General features: G+C 70.9%; 14 protein-coding genes. 3 read left to right on the plus strand and 11 right to left on the minus strand.

Translation table 11 applies throughout. The annotated features are described in order from the left end of the window. Positions 1-22: 22 nt before the first annotated feature. Together ACTIE5_RS00360 and ACTIE5_RS00365 are read right to left on the minus strand one after the other, a co-directional pair. Positions 23-970 (minus strand): nitrilase-related carbon-nitrogen hydrolase, encoded by a 948-nt coding sequence (locus tag ACTIE5_RS00360; RefSeq protein ID WP_439547702.1) that lies wholly within the window; start codon positions 968-970, stop codon positions 23-25. Next, positions 967-1,263, minus strand: coding sequence for a hypothetical protein (locus tag ACTIE5_RS00365; RefSeq protein ID WP_439547703.1), 297 nt, complete (start codon positions 1,261-1,263; stop codon positions 967-969). Before ACTIE5_RS00365 ends, ACTIE5_RS00360 begins: the two co-directional genes overlap by 4 nt. A gap of 55 nt (positions 1,264-1,318) precedes the next feature. Here ACTIE5_RS00365 and ACTIE5_RS00370 point away from each other — a divergent pair, with 55 nt between their 5' ends. Next, positions 1,319-2,020, plus strand: a complete 702-nt coding sequence (locus tag ACTIE5_RS00370) for a hypothetical protein (protein WP_439547704.1) — start codon at positions 1,319-1,321, stop codon at positions 2,018-2,020. On the opposite strand, the gene ACTIE5_RS00375 is transcribed toward ACTIE5_RS00370, so the two are convergent. The 8 genes from ACTIE5_RS00375 to ACTIE5_RS00410 all read right to left on the minus strand — a co-directional run bounded on the left by ACTIE5_RS00375 (position 2,012) and on the right by ACTIE5_RS00410 (position 10,120). Next, positions 2,012-2,581, minus strand: a complete 570-nt coding sequence (locus ACTIE5_RS00375; protein ID WP_439547705.1) for a carboxymuconolactone decarboxylase family protein — start codon at positions 2,579-2,581, stop codon at positions 2,012-2,014. The genes ACTIE5_RS00370 and ACTIE5_RS00375 overlap by 9 nt on opposite strands. Before the next feature lie 68 nt (positions 2,582-2,649). Next, positions 2,650-2,892, minus strand: coding sequence for a hypothetical protein (locus ACTIE5_RS00380; protein WP_439547706.1), 243 nt, complete (start codon positions 2,890-2,892; stop codon positions 2,650-2,652). 9 nt (positions 2,893-2,901) lie between these two features. Further along, positions 2,902-3,897: a Bug family tripartite tricarboxylate transporter substrate binding protein gene (locus ACTIE5_RS00385; protein WP_439547707.1), complete on the minus strand. Its 996-nt coding sequence runs from the start codon at positions 3,895-3,897 to the stop codon at positions 2,902-2,904. Further along, on the minus strand, positions 3,884-4,393 hold the full coding sequence (locus ACTIE5_RS00390) for a GlcG/HbpS family heme-binding protein (RefSeq protein WP_439547708.1): 510 nt from the start codon (positions 4,391-4,393) through the stop codon (positions 3,884-3,886). The genes ACTIE5_RS00385 and ACTIE5_RS00390 overlap by 14 nt, the downstream gene beginning before the upstream one ends. A 5-nt stretch (positions 4,394-4,398) precedes the next feature. Beyond that, the gene (locus tag ACTIE5_RS00395; RefSeq protein ID WP_439547709.1) at positions 4,399-5,781 is read right to left on the minus strand and encodes a dihydroorotase; all 1,383 of its coding nucleotides are present in this window, start codon (positions 5,779-5,781) and stop codon (positions 4,399-4,401) included. Positions 5,782-5,853: 72 nt separating this feature from the next. Further along, positions 5,854-8,337: a PAS domain S-box protein gene (locus ACTIE5_RS00400; protein WP_439548634.1), complete on the minus strand. Its 2,484-nt coding sequence runs from the start codon at positions 8,335-8,337 to the stop codon at positions 5,854-5,856. A gap of 157 nt (positions 8,338-8,494) precedes the next feature. Next, positions 8,495-9,556: an alkene reductase gene (locus tag ACTIE5_RS00405; protein ID WP_439547710.1), complete on the minus strand. Its 1,062-nt coding sequence runs from the start codon at positions 9,554-9,556 to the stop codon at positions 8,495-8,497. Positions 9,557-9,682: 126 nt separating this feature from the next. After that, complete coding sequence (locus tag ACTIE5_RS00410; protein WP_439547711.1) at positions 9,683-10,120, minus strand: Lrp/AsnC family transcriptional regulator; 438 nt, start codon at positions 10,118-10,120, stop codon at positions 9,683-9,685. Between the two features lie 126 nt (positions 10,121-10,246). Between ACTIE5_RS00410 and ACTIE5_RS00415 the strand changes: the two genes are divergently transcribed. After that, positions 10,247-11,515, plus strand: a complete 1,269-nt coding sequence (locus ACTIE5_RS00415) for a D-amino acid dehydrogenase (protein ID WP_439547712.1) — start codon at positions 10,247-10,249, stop codon at positions 11,513-11,515. A gap of 110 nt (positions 11,516-11,625) precedes the next feature. After that, entirely contained in the window at positions 11,626-13,443 is a 1,818-nt protein-coding gene (locus ACTIE5_RS00420; protein ID WP_439547713.1) for a cation:proton antiporter domain-containing protein, read from the plus strand. Here the strand turns inward: ACTIE5_RS00420 and ACTIE5_RS00425 are convergent. After that, positions 13,440-14,045 (minus strand): 2-hydroxychromene-2-carboxylate isomerase, encoded by a 606-nt coding sequence (locus ACTIE5_RS00425; protein WP_439547714.1) that lies wholly within the window; start codon positions 14,043-14,045, stop codon positions 13,440-13,442. The genes ACTIE5_RS00420 and ACTIE5_RS00425 overlap by 4 nt on opposite strands. Positions 14,046-14,051: the final 6 nt, after the last annotated feature.

The following is a 14,051-nucleotide window of genomic DNA, read 5'->3' on the forward strand; positions in this document are numbered from 1 at the left end:
AGGGTGCTGCGGGTGGCGTCGTTCAGGCCGGGGGCGTCGCGCCTACCTGGTCCACGATGCGCGCGTAATGCTGCGGCCGGCGGTGCTGGGCGAAGTTGAACATCTTCTCCTTGCCCTGGCGGCAGGCGTCGAAATCGACCTCGGCGACGATCACCTCATCATCCTTCGTCGCTGCCTGCGCGACGATGCGGCCGTTGGGATCGACGATGACGGACCCGCCGATGAGGCCCGCGCCATCCTCCACGCCGGCCTTGGCCACCGCGATCGCCCAGGTGGCGTTCATGTACGCGTTGGACTGCGCCGCCATGATGGAATGGAAGGTACGCAGCTCCTCGCTCTCGCCCTCACCGCCATTGGGGTCGTAGGCGGCGGAGTTGTACCCGACCATGACGAGTTCGACGCCCTGCAGGCCGAGCACGCGCCAGCCTTCCGGCCAGCGGCGGTCGTTGCAGACCAGCATGCCGAGCACGGGGCGGCCCCAGGATTCCGGGCCACGCTGCACGGGGAATCCCATGTCGCCATACTCGAAATACATCTTCTCGAGCTGCTGGTACTTCTGGCCGTCCTTGACGTGGTCGGAGCCCGGCAGGTGGATCTTGCGGTACTTGAACAGGATCGCGCCATCGGGGCCGACGGTGATCGCGCTGTTGAAGCGGTGGCCATCGGGCGTGAGCTCCGCATAGCCGATGTAGAAGCCGACGCCGAGTTCGCGGGCGCGGTCGAACAGGGGCTGCACCTGCGGGTTCGGCATGGCGGCTTCGAAGCAGCCCAGCAGTTCCGGTGCGTCGCGTTCCATCGGCCAGCGCGGAAAGAAGGTGGTGAAGGCGAGTTCCGGGAAGACGACGAGCTTCGCGCCCTTCGCCGCCGCCGCTTCCAGCAGCGCGACCAGGCGCGCGAGTGTCGCCGCGCGGCTGTCTGCGCGCTGGATGGGGCCGAGCTGCGCGCCGGCGATGATGAGCTTGCGTGTCATCGGAACATATCCTTGATGTCCTGCACCGTGCCGCCGAAGCCGCGCCAGAGCATGATGAAGCCGAGGCAGAAGGCCACGCCGAAGGCGAAGCCCGGGATGCCGGGCCGGGCGCCGGCGAGTTGGGCGAGGATGACGGCGACGATGCCGGCCGCGGTGCCGGTGCCCACCGCCATGAGCAGCTGGGTGCGGCCGGGCTTCTGGCGCACCGCTGGCTGGGGCGGCGCGGCGCGGGAGGGCCGGGGCGGGCGCTTGATCCAGCGCTGGCCGGGGGGACGGCGGGGGTGGGTGGCCATGGCGAAGTGTTAGCGCCCTGGCCGGCCCGAGTCAGCCCGGGGGGTGGCTGCGTCGATGATTCTGCAAGCGGTCGGCGGCATGATGCGCGCCATGCGACACCTGATGGCTGCCCTGCTGCTGCTGCCCGCCATGGCCTTCGCGGAGACGCCCTGCGAGGGGGAGGGTGATGCCTTCATCGCCGCCCCAGGCTTCGGCGCCGCGACCCCCATGCCCACGCCGACCGCGCTGGCTCTGGCGCGGCGGGAAGGCGCCGTGCTGGTGCTGGAGGGCGACCGCGATCCCATCCTGCTGCCCGATGCCGCCGGCTGCGCCCGGGGTGTCGATGACCCGTATTGCGTGACGCATCGGCTTGTCGCGGCCTTCGATGCCCCGCGCGGCTACCTGGTGCAGCGGCAGCACTACGAACATGCCGATTTCCTCTGGGTGGACCGGACCACCGGCATCGCGGAGTCGCTGGCGGATCAGCCGCGTTTCTCCCCCGGCCTGCGATGGATGATCTCCGTCTCGGCCTCCGACTACATGGCGCTGAACGGGATCGAGGTGTTCGACCTCTCCCGCGGTGGCCTGGTGCGGGCCTGGCAGCATGTGCCGCGTGGCGAGCCCGAGCGCTTCACCTTCTTCACCTTCTGGCGCTGGACCGGGGCGGAGGAGGCGATGCTCTGCGCCTGGCGCGGCGCGCCACCGGCGATGATGGGGCCGGAGGCGGTGATGCTGCGCCGGGGCGAATTCGGCTGGCGGGTGGAGCCGCTACCGTGAGGCGCGCGGCCCGATCGGACAGGTGGCTTCGCGGCTGACCAGGTCGAAGACGAACAGCATCTTGGCCATGCCGGTCAGCACCGCGGCGACCATGGCGAGTTCGACGATCTCGGGCTCGGTGAAGAAGCGGCGGAGTTCGGCCTGCAGGGCGGGGGTGCATTCGCCCTGCATGTTCGGCAGCGCCATTTCCGCGGCCAGGCGCATCACCGCGCGGTCGCGGTCGTCGAAGACGGGGTTGGTGATATCGCCGATGGCGTCGATCTGCGCCGGGGTGACGCCGGCATCCAGCGCGGATTTCGTGTTGCCCTTGTTGCAGAAGGCGCAGCCATGGATGGTGGAGAGGCTGAGGCGCAGAACCTCCTTCACCCGGCGTTCCACGCGGCCCTTGAAGAAGACCTCCGCGTAGAAGCCGTCATAGTACCAGCCGAGCAACTCGGGCGCCTGGGCCAGCACCTCGATCAGCGTCGATTCGCCGCGCACCTGGTCCGCGGTTTCCGCCACCGCGCGCCAGCGGGGCTCCATCGCGTCGCGGGACAAGGGGGCGATGGCGGGGACGGGCATCGGGGGGGCTCCTGCTTCCGGGGGGCACGACGGAACTATGGGCCTGGCCGGCCGGGCAGGGCGTCCCCCTATCGCCAGGGGGCGGCGCGGCCGATGAGGATGAAGACGATCGCCATGACGATGATACCGGCTGTGCCGCCCATGTCCTCCAGCCTGAGTTCCAGGATGAAATAGGCGATCAGGAACAGACCGGCGCTGACGAGCACGCCGATGACGATATTGCTCGTCCGCCGGGAAGGCGGCGTGTACTCCCGCGCCTCATCATCGGCGGGGTCGCGGTCGGCATCGTCGCGGCGCGGTCGGCGGGCCATGGGGCGGAATCAGCTCTCCAGTTCGGGGCGGATGGCGTCGACGATGGGGCGGTAGCGCGCCGTTTCCGCCGCGATATAGGCCGCCGCGGAAGCGGGTGTACCGGGGGCGGCGGCCTCGATCCCCGCATTCGCCAGTTGGGCACGGAAGCCATGGTCCGCCAGGGCGGCGTTGGTCGCCTCCGAAAGCCGGGCCAGGATGGCGTCGGGCAGGCCGGGGGGCGCGAAGACGGCGTGCCAGAGCACGGCGGTGAAGCCGGGGCGGCCCAGCGCCTCCGCCGCCGTCGGCACATCGGGCGCCTGGGGGGCGCGGGCGCCCGACGCCACGGCCAGCATCCGGGCGCGGCCGGCCTGGTGCAACGGCAACCCGGCGCCCAGCGTGTTGACGGCCAGCGCCAGGGTCCCCGCGATCAGGTCGTTCATTGCGGGCGCGGCGCCGCGATAGGGGATGTGGTTGATGTCCACGCCACCGGCTTCCCGCTTCAGGATCTCGGTCGCCAGATGCATCAGCGTGCCGGTGCCGGGGGAGCCATAGGCGAGGGGAGGGCGGGCGGCGCGGGCGGCGGCGAGGAAGCCCGCCAGCGTGCCGGGCTGCGAGGGATTGGCCAGCCAGCAGAGCGGGCCGCCGCCGAGCGTCGCCACCGCCAGGAAATCCTTCGCCTGGTCGTATTGCGGCTGCGCGGTGACGAGGTTGTAGAGCGCGTGGGTGGAGGCGGTGCCGAAGAGCAGCGTGTGGCCATCCGGCCGCGCGCGCATCACCTCCTGCGCGCCGATCGCGCCGCCGGCGCCGCCGCGATTCTCCGTCACCACGGGCTGGCCGAGTTCGCGGGTCATGCGCTCCGCGTAGAAGCGGGCATAGACATCGGTGGGGCCGCCGGCGGGGAAGGGGATCACCAGGCGGATGGGGCGCGCGGGGAAGGATTGCGCCAGCGCCGGTACCGCCAGCGTGCTGCCCGCGAGGATCAGCAGGGAACGCCGCTCGAAGACCCGTCTGTCAAAGCCCGGCATCGCGCCAATTCTCCACGGGGCTCTCGGGATGGGGCGTCAGGCCCGCGGCGCGGACTCCGGCGATGGCCGCGTATTCATCCTTGTCCGACGCATCGCCGCTGACGCCAACGGCGCCGATCACGGCCCCATCCGCGCGGCAGACCAGCACGCCGCCGGGGACGGGGATGAAGCGCCCGTCGCTGGCTGCCGCGATGGCGGATTGGAAGGCCGGGCGTTCCTTCAGCCGGTCGCGGATGACGCGGCTGCCGATGCCCATGCCGAGCGCGCCATGCGCCTTGCCGCGGGCGATCTCCGCGCGGAGGATGCCCGACCCATCCTCCCGCTTCTGCACCACGACATGCCCGCCGGCATCGAGGACGACGACGGTCAGCGGCAGCAGCCCGGCTTCCCGCCCCGCCGCCAGCGTCGCGTCCACGATGCGTTCCGCATAGGCGAGGGGGAGTTCGACGGCGAGAGCCTTGACGTAATAGTCGCCGGTTTTGGAGTCGCCGGGCATGGCGATCAGTCCAGCGCGCTGCGGCGGTGCTGGCGCGGCACGAAGCGGCCGGTGCCGGGCTTCGCCTTCACCTCGCTGCCGTTCCAGATCTCCTGGCCCCGCAGGATGGTGCTGGCCACGCGCGCCTTCATCGGGCGGCCGTGATAGGGCGACCAGCGCGCATCCTCCCGATCCTGGATGATGCGTTCGTCGAACACGAAGTCGCCGGTCTCCAGCACGCAGAAATCCGCATCGGCGCCGAGCCGGATGCCGCCCTTGACGGGATCCAGCCCGTGGTAGCGGGCGGGCTGTTCGCTGCACATGCGCGCCATCACCGTGGGCGACATGCCGCGTTCGACGAGCAGCGTGTACATCAGCGGCGCGAAGCTCTGCAGGCCCGTCAGGCCCGCGCCCACCGTGAAGATGTCGCCGGTGTACTGCTTCTTGGCCTTGGGCCAGGGCGCGTGGTCGGTCGAGACATAGGCGACGGTGCCGGCGGCCATGGCACCCCACATGCGCTCCACCTCCTCCGCCGTGCGGAAGGGGGGGTTGCACTTGCCGAAGCCCTGCAGGCGGATGATGTCCTCCTCCGTCATGCAGAGATACTGGATGCAGGCCTCGCCGGAGGTCCTGGCGCCCATGTTCCGATACAGCGTCGCCAGGTCGAAGCCGCGGGCGATGGAGGAATGGGCGATGTGGACATGCGCACCGGTTTCCAGCGCCATCTCGAAGATCTCGAGGTCCGCCATGCTTTCTGTCAGTGGCGGGCGGGTGCGGCAATGCCAGATGGGGCTGGTGTTGCCCGCGGCCTTGGCGGCTTCCGTCAGCTTGACGACGAGTTCCTGGTCCTCGTTGTGCACGGCGACCATCAGGCCGGTCTTCGCCATCTCCGCGAAGGCGGAGAGCATCGTCGGGTGGTCGATGCGCGGGAAGCGGTGCGCGTCGTATTCGTAGGTGGAGACCTTGAAGGCAGAGGCACCGGCTTCGGCGATGGCGGCGATGTCGTCCAGCCCGCCATCCTTCCGGATGGTGCCGTAGAGCGCCATGTCCACATGCGACAGGCGGTGCACATGCTCCACCTTGTCGGCGAAGATCGCGGCCGTGGTCACGGGGTTCGGCACGTCATAGGGCATGTCGCAGACGGTGGTGACGCCACCGGCGGCGGCCGTCATGGTCGCGCCCTCGATCCCCGGCCAGCCGGTGCTGCTGGAGGTATGCATGTGGCCATCGACCAGGCCGGGCATCACCACCTTGCCGCGATGATCCGCCACGGCCTTCGCGGGCGGGGCCTCGCCTTCCCCGATCGCGGCGATCCGCCCCGCCCGCACGCCGACATAGCCATCGGCCACCACGCGGTCCGACAGCACAAGGTCGCCACGCAGCAGCAGGTCGTAGGGGGCGTCGGTCATCAGGGCGGGGCCTCTCGGATCGGGATGACCGCAGGCTAGGCCGGACGGCGGGCTTCGCCAATCCGGGGGGCATCACGCCATGGCGTCTCCGTCCGGGCGGAACAGGATTTCCGCCTGCACGCCATCCGCCGGGAAGGTGAGGCGGACGCTGGCGCCGGGGCCGAGATCGGCGCCAAGGCCCCGTTCCAGCAGGCGGGTGCCGAAGCCGCGGCGGGCGGGCGGGCCCGGCACCGGCGGGCCGCCGGCTTCCCGCCAGGACAGGCGCACGCGCTCCTCCGCTGCCGAGGCCTCCAGCGCCACGCGCCCGCCCTGCCGTGACAGGGCACCATGCTTGGCCGCGTTGGTGGCGAGTTCGTGCAGCGCCAGGACCATCGCCTGGGCCTGGCGCGGGCCGAGCGGAGTGCCGGCCAGGCCCCTGATCGCCACCCGGTCCGGGCTTTCCGCGGCGATCCAGGGCGCGAGCGCCGCCCTGGCCAGCACATCGAGGTCCGCCGCCTGCCAGGCATTGTCGGTCAGCAGGTCATGCGCCCGGGCCAGCACGCGCAGCCGGCCGGTGAAATCGGTGGCGAAGCGGCCCGGATCCCCGCCCGCGCCGCGCAGGGTCTGGCTCGCGATGGCCTGGACGGTGGCCAGCGCGTTCTTCACGCGGTGATTGAGTTCCGCCACCAGCAGCGCCTGGCGCCGCTCGGCCTGCCGCCTTTCCGTGATGTCCTGGACCATGGAGACGGTGCGCGTGGGGTTGCCGGCCGCGTCCCGCGCCGCGACGGCCGCGCTGATCCGCACCCAGATCACGCCGCCATCGGGGCGGATGTAGCGCTTGTCCCCCTCCTGCCGCCCGTCCGGCGCCGCCGCCGCGCCGGCGGAGATGTTGATGGCGCGGTCGGCGGGATGCGTGACGTCATCGGGGCCGAGGCCGGCGCCGATGATCTCCGCCTCATCCCGCCCGACCAGTTCGCCGAAGCGGCGGTTGACGCGGCGGTAGCGGTTGGTGGCGACATCCACCTCCGTCACCCCCGCGGCGGCGGTGTCGAAGATGGCGCGGAACTCGGCCTCGCTCGCGGCCAGTGCGCGCTCCGCCCTGTCCCGCGCCGTTTCGTCCCGCAGCGTCAGCACCGCGCCATGGGGCTGGCCCGTGGCATCGAGGAGAGGGCGCGCGCTGCCGCTGGCCAGCACCACCACGCCATCCGGCCGCCGGATGCGCCAGCGCGCATCGGTGACGACGGTGCCTTCCCGCACCGCGCGGAACAGGGGGAGGTCGTCCGGCGGGTGGGGGTGGCCGTCCTCGGTCAGCAATTCATAGGCGCGGGCATAGCCTTCGGGCGGGACGCCCAGATGGGCTGCGCCGTGGATGCGGGCGGCGGCGTCATTCACGAAGGTGATCTGGCCATGGCGGTCGGCGACGATCACGCCCTCCGCCAGCTGGGACAGGATGGTGGCGCGTTCGGCGGCCGCATCCTCCGCCCGCTGCGTTGCCTCGGCCAGCGCCGCGGTGCGTTCGGCGACGCGGCGTTCCAGCACCAGGTTGGCGTCGGCCAGCGCCTCGGCCTCCGCATCCTCCGCCAGGCGGCGGCGGCGGATGGCGGCGGCGACCGTCAGCAGCGCCGCCGCCGCACCCAGCGCGGCCAGGCCCTGGATCGCAGCGCCCTGCGCCCAGCGCGCGACGATGGCGGAGCGCGGCCGGGCGAGCGCGACATAGGCGGGATAGCCGGTGACGGCGCGATACACCGCCAGGCGTTCGACGCCATCGAGGCCGGAGGGTCGGCGGGAGGTGAAGGCCGGCTCCCCCCGCGCCATCGCCGCCAGCATCGGACCGTTCGTGGAGACGCGGAGTTGCGTGGGGTCGCCGGGGGCAGGGACCGAACGCGCCAGTACGCGGCCATCCCGGTGCACCAGGCTGACGATGTCGGCGGGCTGGGCCGCCATGCGGCGCAGATCCTCCGCCGCATGGTCGGAATAGATGCTGTAGTTCAGCACGCCCTCATAGCGTCCGGGTGGCTGCGTGCCGGAAGGGGCGCGCCGGCGGGTCAGGGCGAAGAAGGCGCGCTTGTCGAGGCGGCCGACCTGCACGCCGCTGAGATGCGGCTCCTCCACCGCGGGGTCGCGCAGTGCCTGGTTGAACTCACGGTCGGAGAGGTCGAGGTTCCGCGGCACCGGCATGACGCTGGCGCTGACCAGCGGGCGGGCGGCAGCATCGAAGACGAAGATGGAGATGCCGGGATCGGCATCCGCGCCCTGCTTCGCGATGCGCGCGAAGGCGGCGTGCAGCCGCGCTTCCTCCACGCGGATGCGGTCGTCATCCAGCCCGGCCAGCAGGTCGTTCGCGCGGTCGAGGCGGAGCGCGTGGCTGTCCAGCACGCGCCTGGCGTATTCGGCGGCGGTGTCGGCGCTGCGGCGCAGCTCCGCGCCCGCATCATCCCAGGCGGCATGCCAGGCATTGGCGGCGAAGATTGCGAAAAGCAGGGCGGGGGCCAGCACCGCCGCGACCTGGGCCAATTGGTCGAGGCCGGCGCGGCGACGCGAGGGCGGCGGAGGGCGCCCGTCCAGCGCGGGGGCCATTGTCACGTGATCCAGGGCTTCCTCCCGCCGGGAGGTGGACAAGAAGCCCCTTCGCCGGGAGGCTCAACTCAAAGGATCGTCAGTGCGCGACCTGACTGCCCAAGGCGATCGGGTGGTAGCGCGGAACGGGGGGGCGGTTGCCCGCCCCCCGTCATTGTCACGCCGCGAGCGTCGGGTAGTCCGTGTAGCCCTTGGCGTTGCCGCCGTAGAAGGTGGCGGTATCCGGGGCCGTCAGCGGCGCATCCTTCAGCAGGCGGGCCGGCAGGTCCGGGTTGCTGATGAACTTCGATCCGAAGGCGATGAAATCCGCCCGGCCGCTGGCGATATCCGCCTGCGCCCGCGCCTTGTCGTAGCCGCCATTCAGGATGATCGGCCCGCCGAAATTGCGGCGCGCCATGGCGGCGATGTCGAAGGGCGGGCGGGCATCGAGGATGTGCAGGAAGGCCAGGCCGCGGCCGCCGAGCGCCTTGGTCACATACTCATAGGTCTCCTCCGCCGCCGGGTCGGCGATGTCGTTGAAGGGGTTGCCGGGGCTGATGCGGACGCCGACGCGGCCGGCGCCGATCGCCTTCACGGCGGACTCCACGATGGCGATCAGGAAGCGGGCGCGGTTCTCGACGCTGCCGCCCCACTGGTCCGTGCGCTGGTTGGCGTTGGGCGCCAGGAACTGGTTGGGCAGGTAGCCATTCGCCGAATGGATCTCCACGCCATCCAGCCCCGCCTTCACGGCATTGGCAGAGGCATCGCCATAGGCCTTGATGAGGGCCTCGATCTCCGCCTGTTCCAGCGCGCGCGGCGTGGCGAGGGGCTTCATGCCCTCGAAGGTGAAGATATCCCCCTTGGCGGCGATGGCGGAGGGCGCGACGGGCTGCGCGCCTTCCTGGAAATCGGGGTGGGAGATGCGGCCGACATGCATGAGCTGCGCGACGATGCGCCCGCCCTTGGCGTGCACGGCATCCGCCACGCCGCGCCAGCCTTCCACCTGCGCATCGCTGTAGAGGCCGGGGATGTCGATGTAGCCGCGGCCATTGGCGGTGGGGGTCGTGCCCTCCGTCACGATCAGGCCGGCGGAGGCGCGCTGGCCGTAGTATTCGGCCATCAGCGCATTGGGCAGGTTGCCGGGGGCGCGGTTGCGCGTCATCGGCGCCATGACGATGCGGCTGGCGACGGGGATGTCGCCGATCGTGGCGGGGGCGAAGAGGTCTCGGGCTTCGGTCATCGGGGCAATCCCTGGAAAGCGGCCGGCGGCGGGGATGCGCCGCGGCGTTGAGGGCACAGTTGGGCGCCCGGCGGCGGCAACGCCAGCGCACGACCGCGATGGTCGTCATTCGTGACCGTGATGGGGCTATCCCCGGATGACGGTGCGGATCGCGAAGCTGGACTGGATGCGCGCCACGCCGGGCATGCGGGACAGCGCTTCCTTGTGGATGCGTTCGTAATCGGCCGCGTCCCGGGCCTCCACCCGCAGCAGATAGTCCGCGATGCCGGTCATCAGGTAGCACTCCCGCACTTCCGGGCAGCGGCGGACCGCTTCCTCGAAGCGCTTGAGGTGGTCATCCGTCTGCCGTTCCAGCGTGATCTGCACGATGACGACGACGGCGCCCGTCGGTGCCGCATCCTCCACCACCACGGTGTAGCCGCGGATCGTGCCGTCATGTTCCAGCATCCGCAGGCGGCGGAGGCAGGCGGAGGGGCTGAGCCCGACGAGTTCCGCCAGCTTCGCATTGGGCATGCGGCCATCGATGCGGAGGGCGCGGATGATGGCGCGGTCGATGTCATCCATGGGTCTGGTGGATCCTGCGGAATCATCGCAGATTATTGCGCAAACTGCCCACTGGCGAGGCAATCTGCGTCGATCACGCATGAAATTCACCGCTTCCGCTCGTATCCTTAACCCACTCGCAACGGAGTGGCAGCGATGCGCGTGGTGGTCCTCGGCAGTGGCGTGGTGGGCGTGACCAGCGCCTGGTACCTGGCCCGGGCGGGCCACCAGGTGACGGTGCTGGACCGACAGCCGGCGGCGGGCATGGAAACCAGCTTCGCCAATGCGGGGCAGGTCTCCCCCGGCTATTCGGCCCCCTGGGCGGGCCCCGGCATCCCGATCAAGGCGCTGAAGTGGCTGATGATGCGCCATCGGCCGCTGGTGATGTGGCCGAGCGTGGATAGCGGCCTCTATGGCTGGCTGGCGCAGATGCTCGCGAATTGCACGGAAGCCGCTTATGGCCGCAACAAGGCGCGGATGGTGCGGCTCGCGGAGTATTCGCGCGACTGCCTGAAGGATCTGCGCGACGACACCGGCATCCAGTACGACCAGCGCACCCGCGGCACGCTGCAGCTGTTCCGCACGCAGAAGCAGCTGGATTCCATCGGCGCCGACATCGCAGTGCTGAAGGGCTTCGGCGTGCGGCACGACGTGCTGGACCAGGCCGGCTGCATCGCCGCCGAGCCTGCGCTGGGCCTGGTGCCGGGCAAGTTCGTCGGCGGCCTGCAACTGCCGGGGGACGAGACGGGCGACGCCCATGTCTTCACCCAGCGCCTGGCGGCGCTCGCCGCCGCCGCGGGCGTGGCCTTCTGCCACGGCGTGACCGTGACGGGGCTGGAGACCGAGGGCGGGCGCGTGACCGGCGTGATGACCGATACGGGGCGCGTGACCGCGGACCATTACGTCGTCGCCATGGGCAGCTATTCGCCGGCGCTGCTGCGGCCGCTCGGCGTGCGGGTGCCGGTCTATCCGGTGAAGGGCTATTCGCTGACCCTGCCGATCACGGACGAGACCGCGGCGCCGGTCTCCACCGTGATGGATGAGACCTACAAGGTCGCGATCACGCGCCTCGGCGATCGCATTCGCGTCGGCGGCACGGCGGAACTGGCGGGCTTCTCCCTCAAGCTCCGCAAGCCGCGGCGGGAGACGCTGGCGCACAGCGTCGGCGATTTGTTTCCGAAGGGCGGCGACATCGAGCGTGCGAGCTTCTGGACCGGCCTGCGGCCGATGACGCCGGACGGCACGCCGGTGGTGGGGCCGACGCGCTTCACGAACCTGTCGTTGAACACGGGCCACGGCACGCTCGGCTGGACCATGGCCTGCGGATCCGGCCGCCTGCTGGCGGACCTGGTCACGGGGCGCACGCCGGAGATCGCGGCGGATGACCTCGCACTCGAACGTTACGCTGTCGCCTGACGTCCTGCCTGCGGCAGGGCGCCTGAGCCACCCATGATTATGGGTGGCCGGCCCGTGCCGGTTGCCCTATCGGCTTCGGCACGGATCTTCACCACGCCGGAGACGAGACATTGGAACACCACACGCCACTGATTGCGATGATCGCGGCGGGCCTCGGCCTGGCCTTCATCTTCGGCATGGTGGCGCACCGCCTCAAACTCTCGCCGCTGGTGGGTTACCTGCTGGCGGGCGTGGCGGTCGGGCCCTTCACGCCCGGATTCGTGGCGGACCAGGAACTGGCGAACCAGCTCGCCGAGATCGGCGTGATCCTGCTGATGTTCGCCGTCGGTCTTCACTTCTCCTTGAAGGACCTTATGGCGGTGAAGTCCATCGCGCTGCCCGGCGCGGTCGGGCAGATCGCGGTGGCGACGCTGATGGGCATGGCGCTGGCCTGGGCGCTGGGCTGGGGCATCGGCGCGGGGCTGGTCTTCGGCCTCGCGCTGTCCGTGGCCTCCACCGTCGTGCTGGTCCGGGCGCTGCAGGAACGGCGGATCATCGATACCGAACGCGGCAAGATCGCGGTCGGCTGGCTGATCGTGGAGGACCTGGCGATGGTCCTGGCGCTGGTGCTGCTGCCCGCCATCGGGCCGGCGCTGCTGCCGGGCGGCGCGGCGATGTCGATGTCCGACCTCGCCTCCACCTTCGCCATCACCATCGCCAAGGTCGCGGCCTTCGTCGCGCTCATGCTGGTGGCGGGGCGGCGGCTGATCCCCTGGATCATGCACTACGCCGCCCATACCGGGTCGCGGGAGTTGTTCCGCCTGGCCGTCTATGCGGTGGCGCTGGGCGTTGCCTATGGCGCGGCGGCGCTGTTCGGCGTGTCCTTCGCGCTGGGCGCCTTCTTCGCGGGGATGGTGATGGGCGAAAGCCGCCTGTCCCAGCGCGCGGCGGAGGAAGCGCTGCCGCTGCGCGATGCCTTCGCGGTGCTGTTCTTCGTCTCCGTCGGCATGCTGTTCAACCCGGCTGTGCTGGTGGAAAGCCCGATGGCGGTTCTGGCGACGGTGGCGATCATCGTCATCGGCAAGTCGGCGGCGGCCTATGCGATCGTCCGCGCCTTCGGCCACCCTGCCGCAACCGCGATGACGATTTCCGTGAGCCTGGCGCAGATCGGCGAATTCTCCTTCATCCTGATGGGGCTCGGCGTCACGCTCGGCCTGGTGGATGGGCATGCGCGGGACCTGGTGCTGGCGGGCGCGATCATCTCCATCCTGCTGAACCCCTTCCTGTTCGCGGCGGTGGAGCGCGGCCGCACCAAGATCCTGACGCGCATCCAGTTCACCAAGGACGCCGTCGCGAAGGCCGCGGCCGATGCGGCGCCCCGCGCCCCCGAAGCCGCCGCGCAGGCGGCAGCCGACGCGGTGCCGGAACCCGCGCCGGCGACGGTGGCGGAAGCGGTGGTGGAGGGCGCCAGGGACGCCGTGGCGGCAGGCACCTCCGACACGCCGGAGCCCGAGCCCGACACGGCCGGGCCCGCGGTGACGACGCTGACGGACCATGACGTGGTGGTGGGCTATGGCCGCGTCGGCAGCCTGGTCGGCGCCCGCCTGGTGGCCGCGGGACGCCCCGTGGTGGTGATCGAGGAAGCGGATGAGGCAGTGGCGGCCGCCCGCGCCGATGGGGCGGAGATCGTCGTCGGCAATGCCGCCGACCCGGAAGTGCTGGCCGCCGCCAACATGGCCCATGCGCGCCGCCTGTTCGTGACGGTGCCGGAGACCTTCGAGGCCGGTCAGGTGGTCGAGCAATGCCGCGCCGTGAACGCGAAGCTGGAAATCCTGGCCCGCGCCCATTCGGATGAGGCGGTGGACCACCTCAACGGCCTCGGCGCCAACCTCTCCATCAGCGGGGAGAGGGAGATCGCGCTGCGGATGCTGGAACGGGCCGGGGGCTAACCCCCGGCGAGGTGACGGGCGACGAAATCCAGGCGGTCCTGGCCCCAGAAGATCTCGTCCCCGATCACGTAGCTCGGCGCACCGAAGACACCGCGCGCCAGCGCGGCCTGGCTCTCCGCGATGCGCATCGCCGCCCATTGGGGTTCGGCGGCGGTGGCGAGCAGGGCAGGGGCGTCGATCCCGCTTTCCGTGATGAGGCGCGTGAGCGTCGCGGGGTCGGCGGGGTTCGCCTCCTCCTCCCACAGCGCGCGCAGGATGCGGTGGGCGAGGGTGACGGCGGCGGCATTCCCCACTGTCTCCCGCGCCGCGATGACGCAATGCGCGGCGAAAGGTTCGTCGAAGGGTGCGTGCTGCGGGGCCAGCATGATGGGCGTGCCGAGTAGATCGCGCCAGCGCCGCAATTCCTGCATCCGGTAGGCCTGGCGCTGCGGGCTGCGCTTGGGCAGGGGCAGGCCGCCGGAGGCCGGGAAGATCGTCTCCCGGTAGTCGCAGGGATGCACGCGAAGCGTCGCGCCGTGCTGGGCGGCCAGGGACTCGATCCGGGCGGCGCCCAGATGCGCCCAGGGGCTGTTGAGGCTGATGTAGTAGTCGATGGTCGTCATCGTGGT

It is taken from the genome of Falsiroseomonas sp. (assembly GCF_051859025.1).
Lineage (GTDB): Bacteria > Pseudomonadota > Alphaproteobacteria > Acetobacterales > Acetobacteraceae > Falsiroseomonas.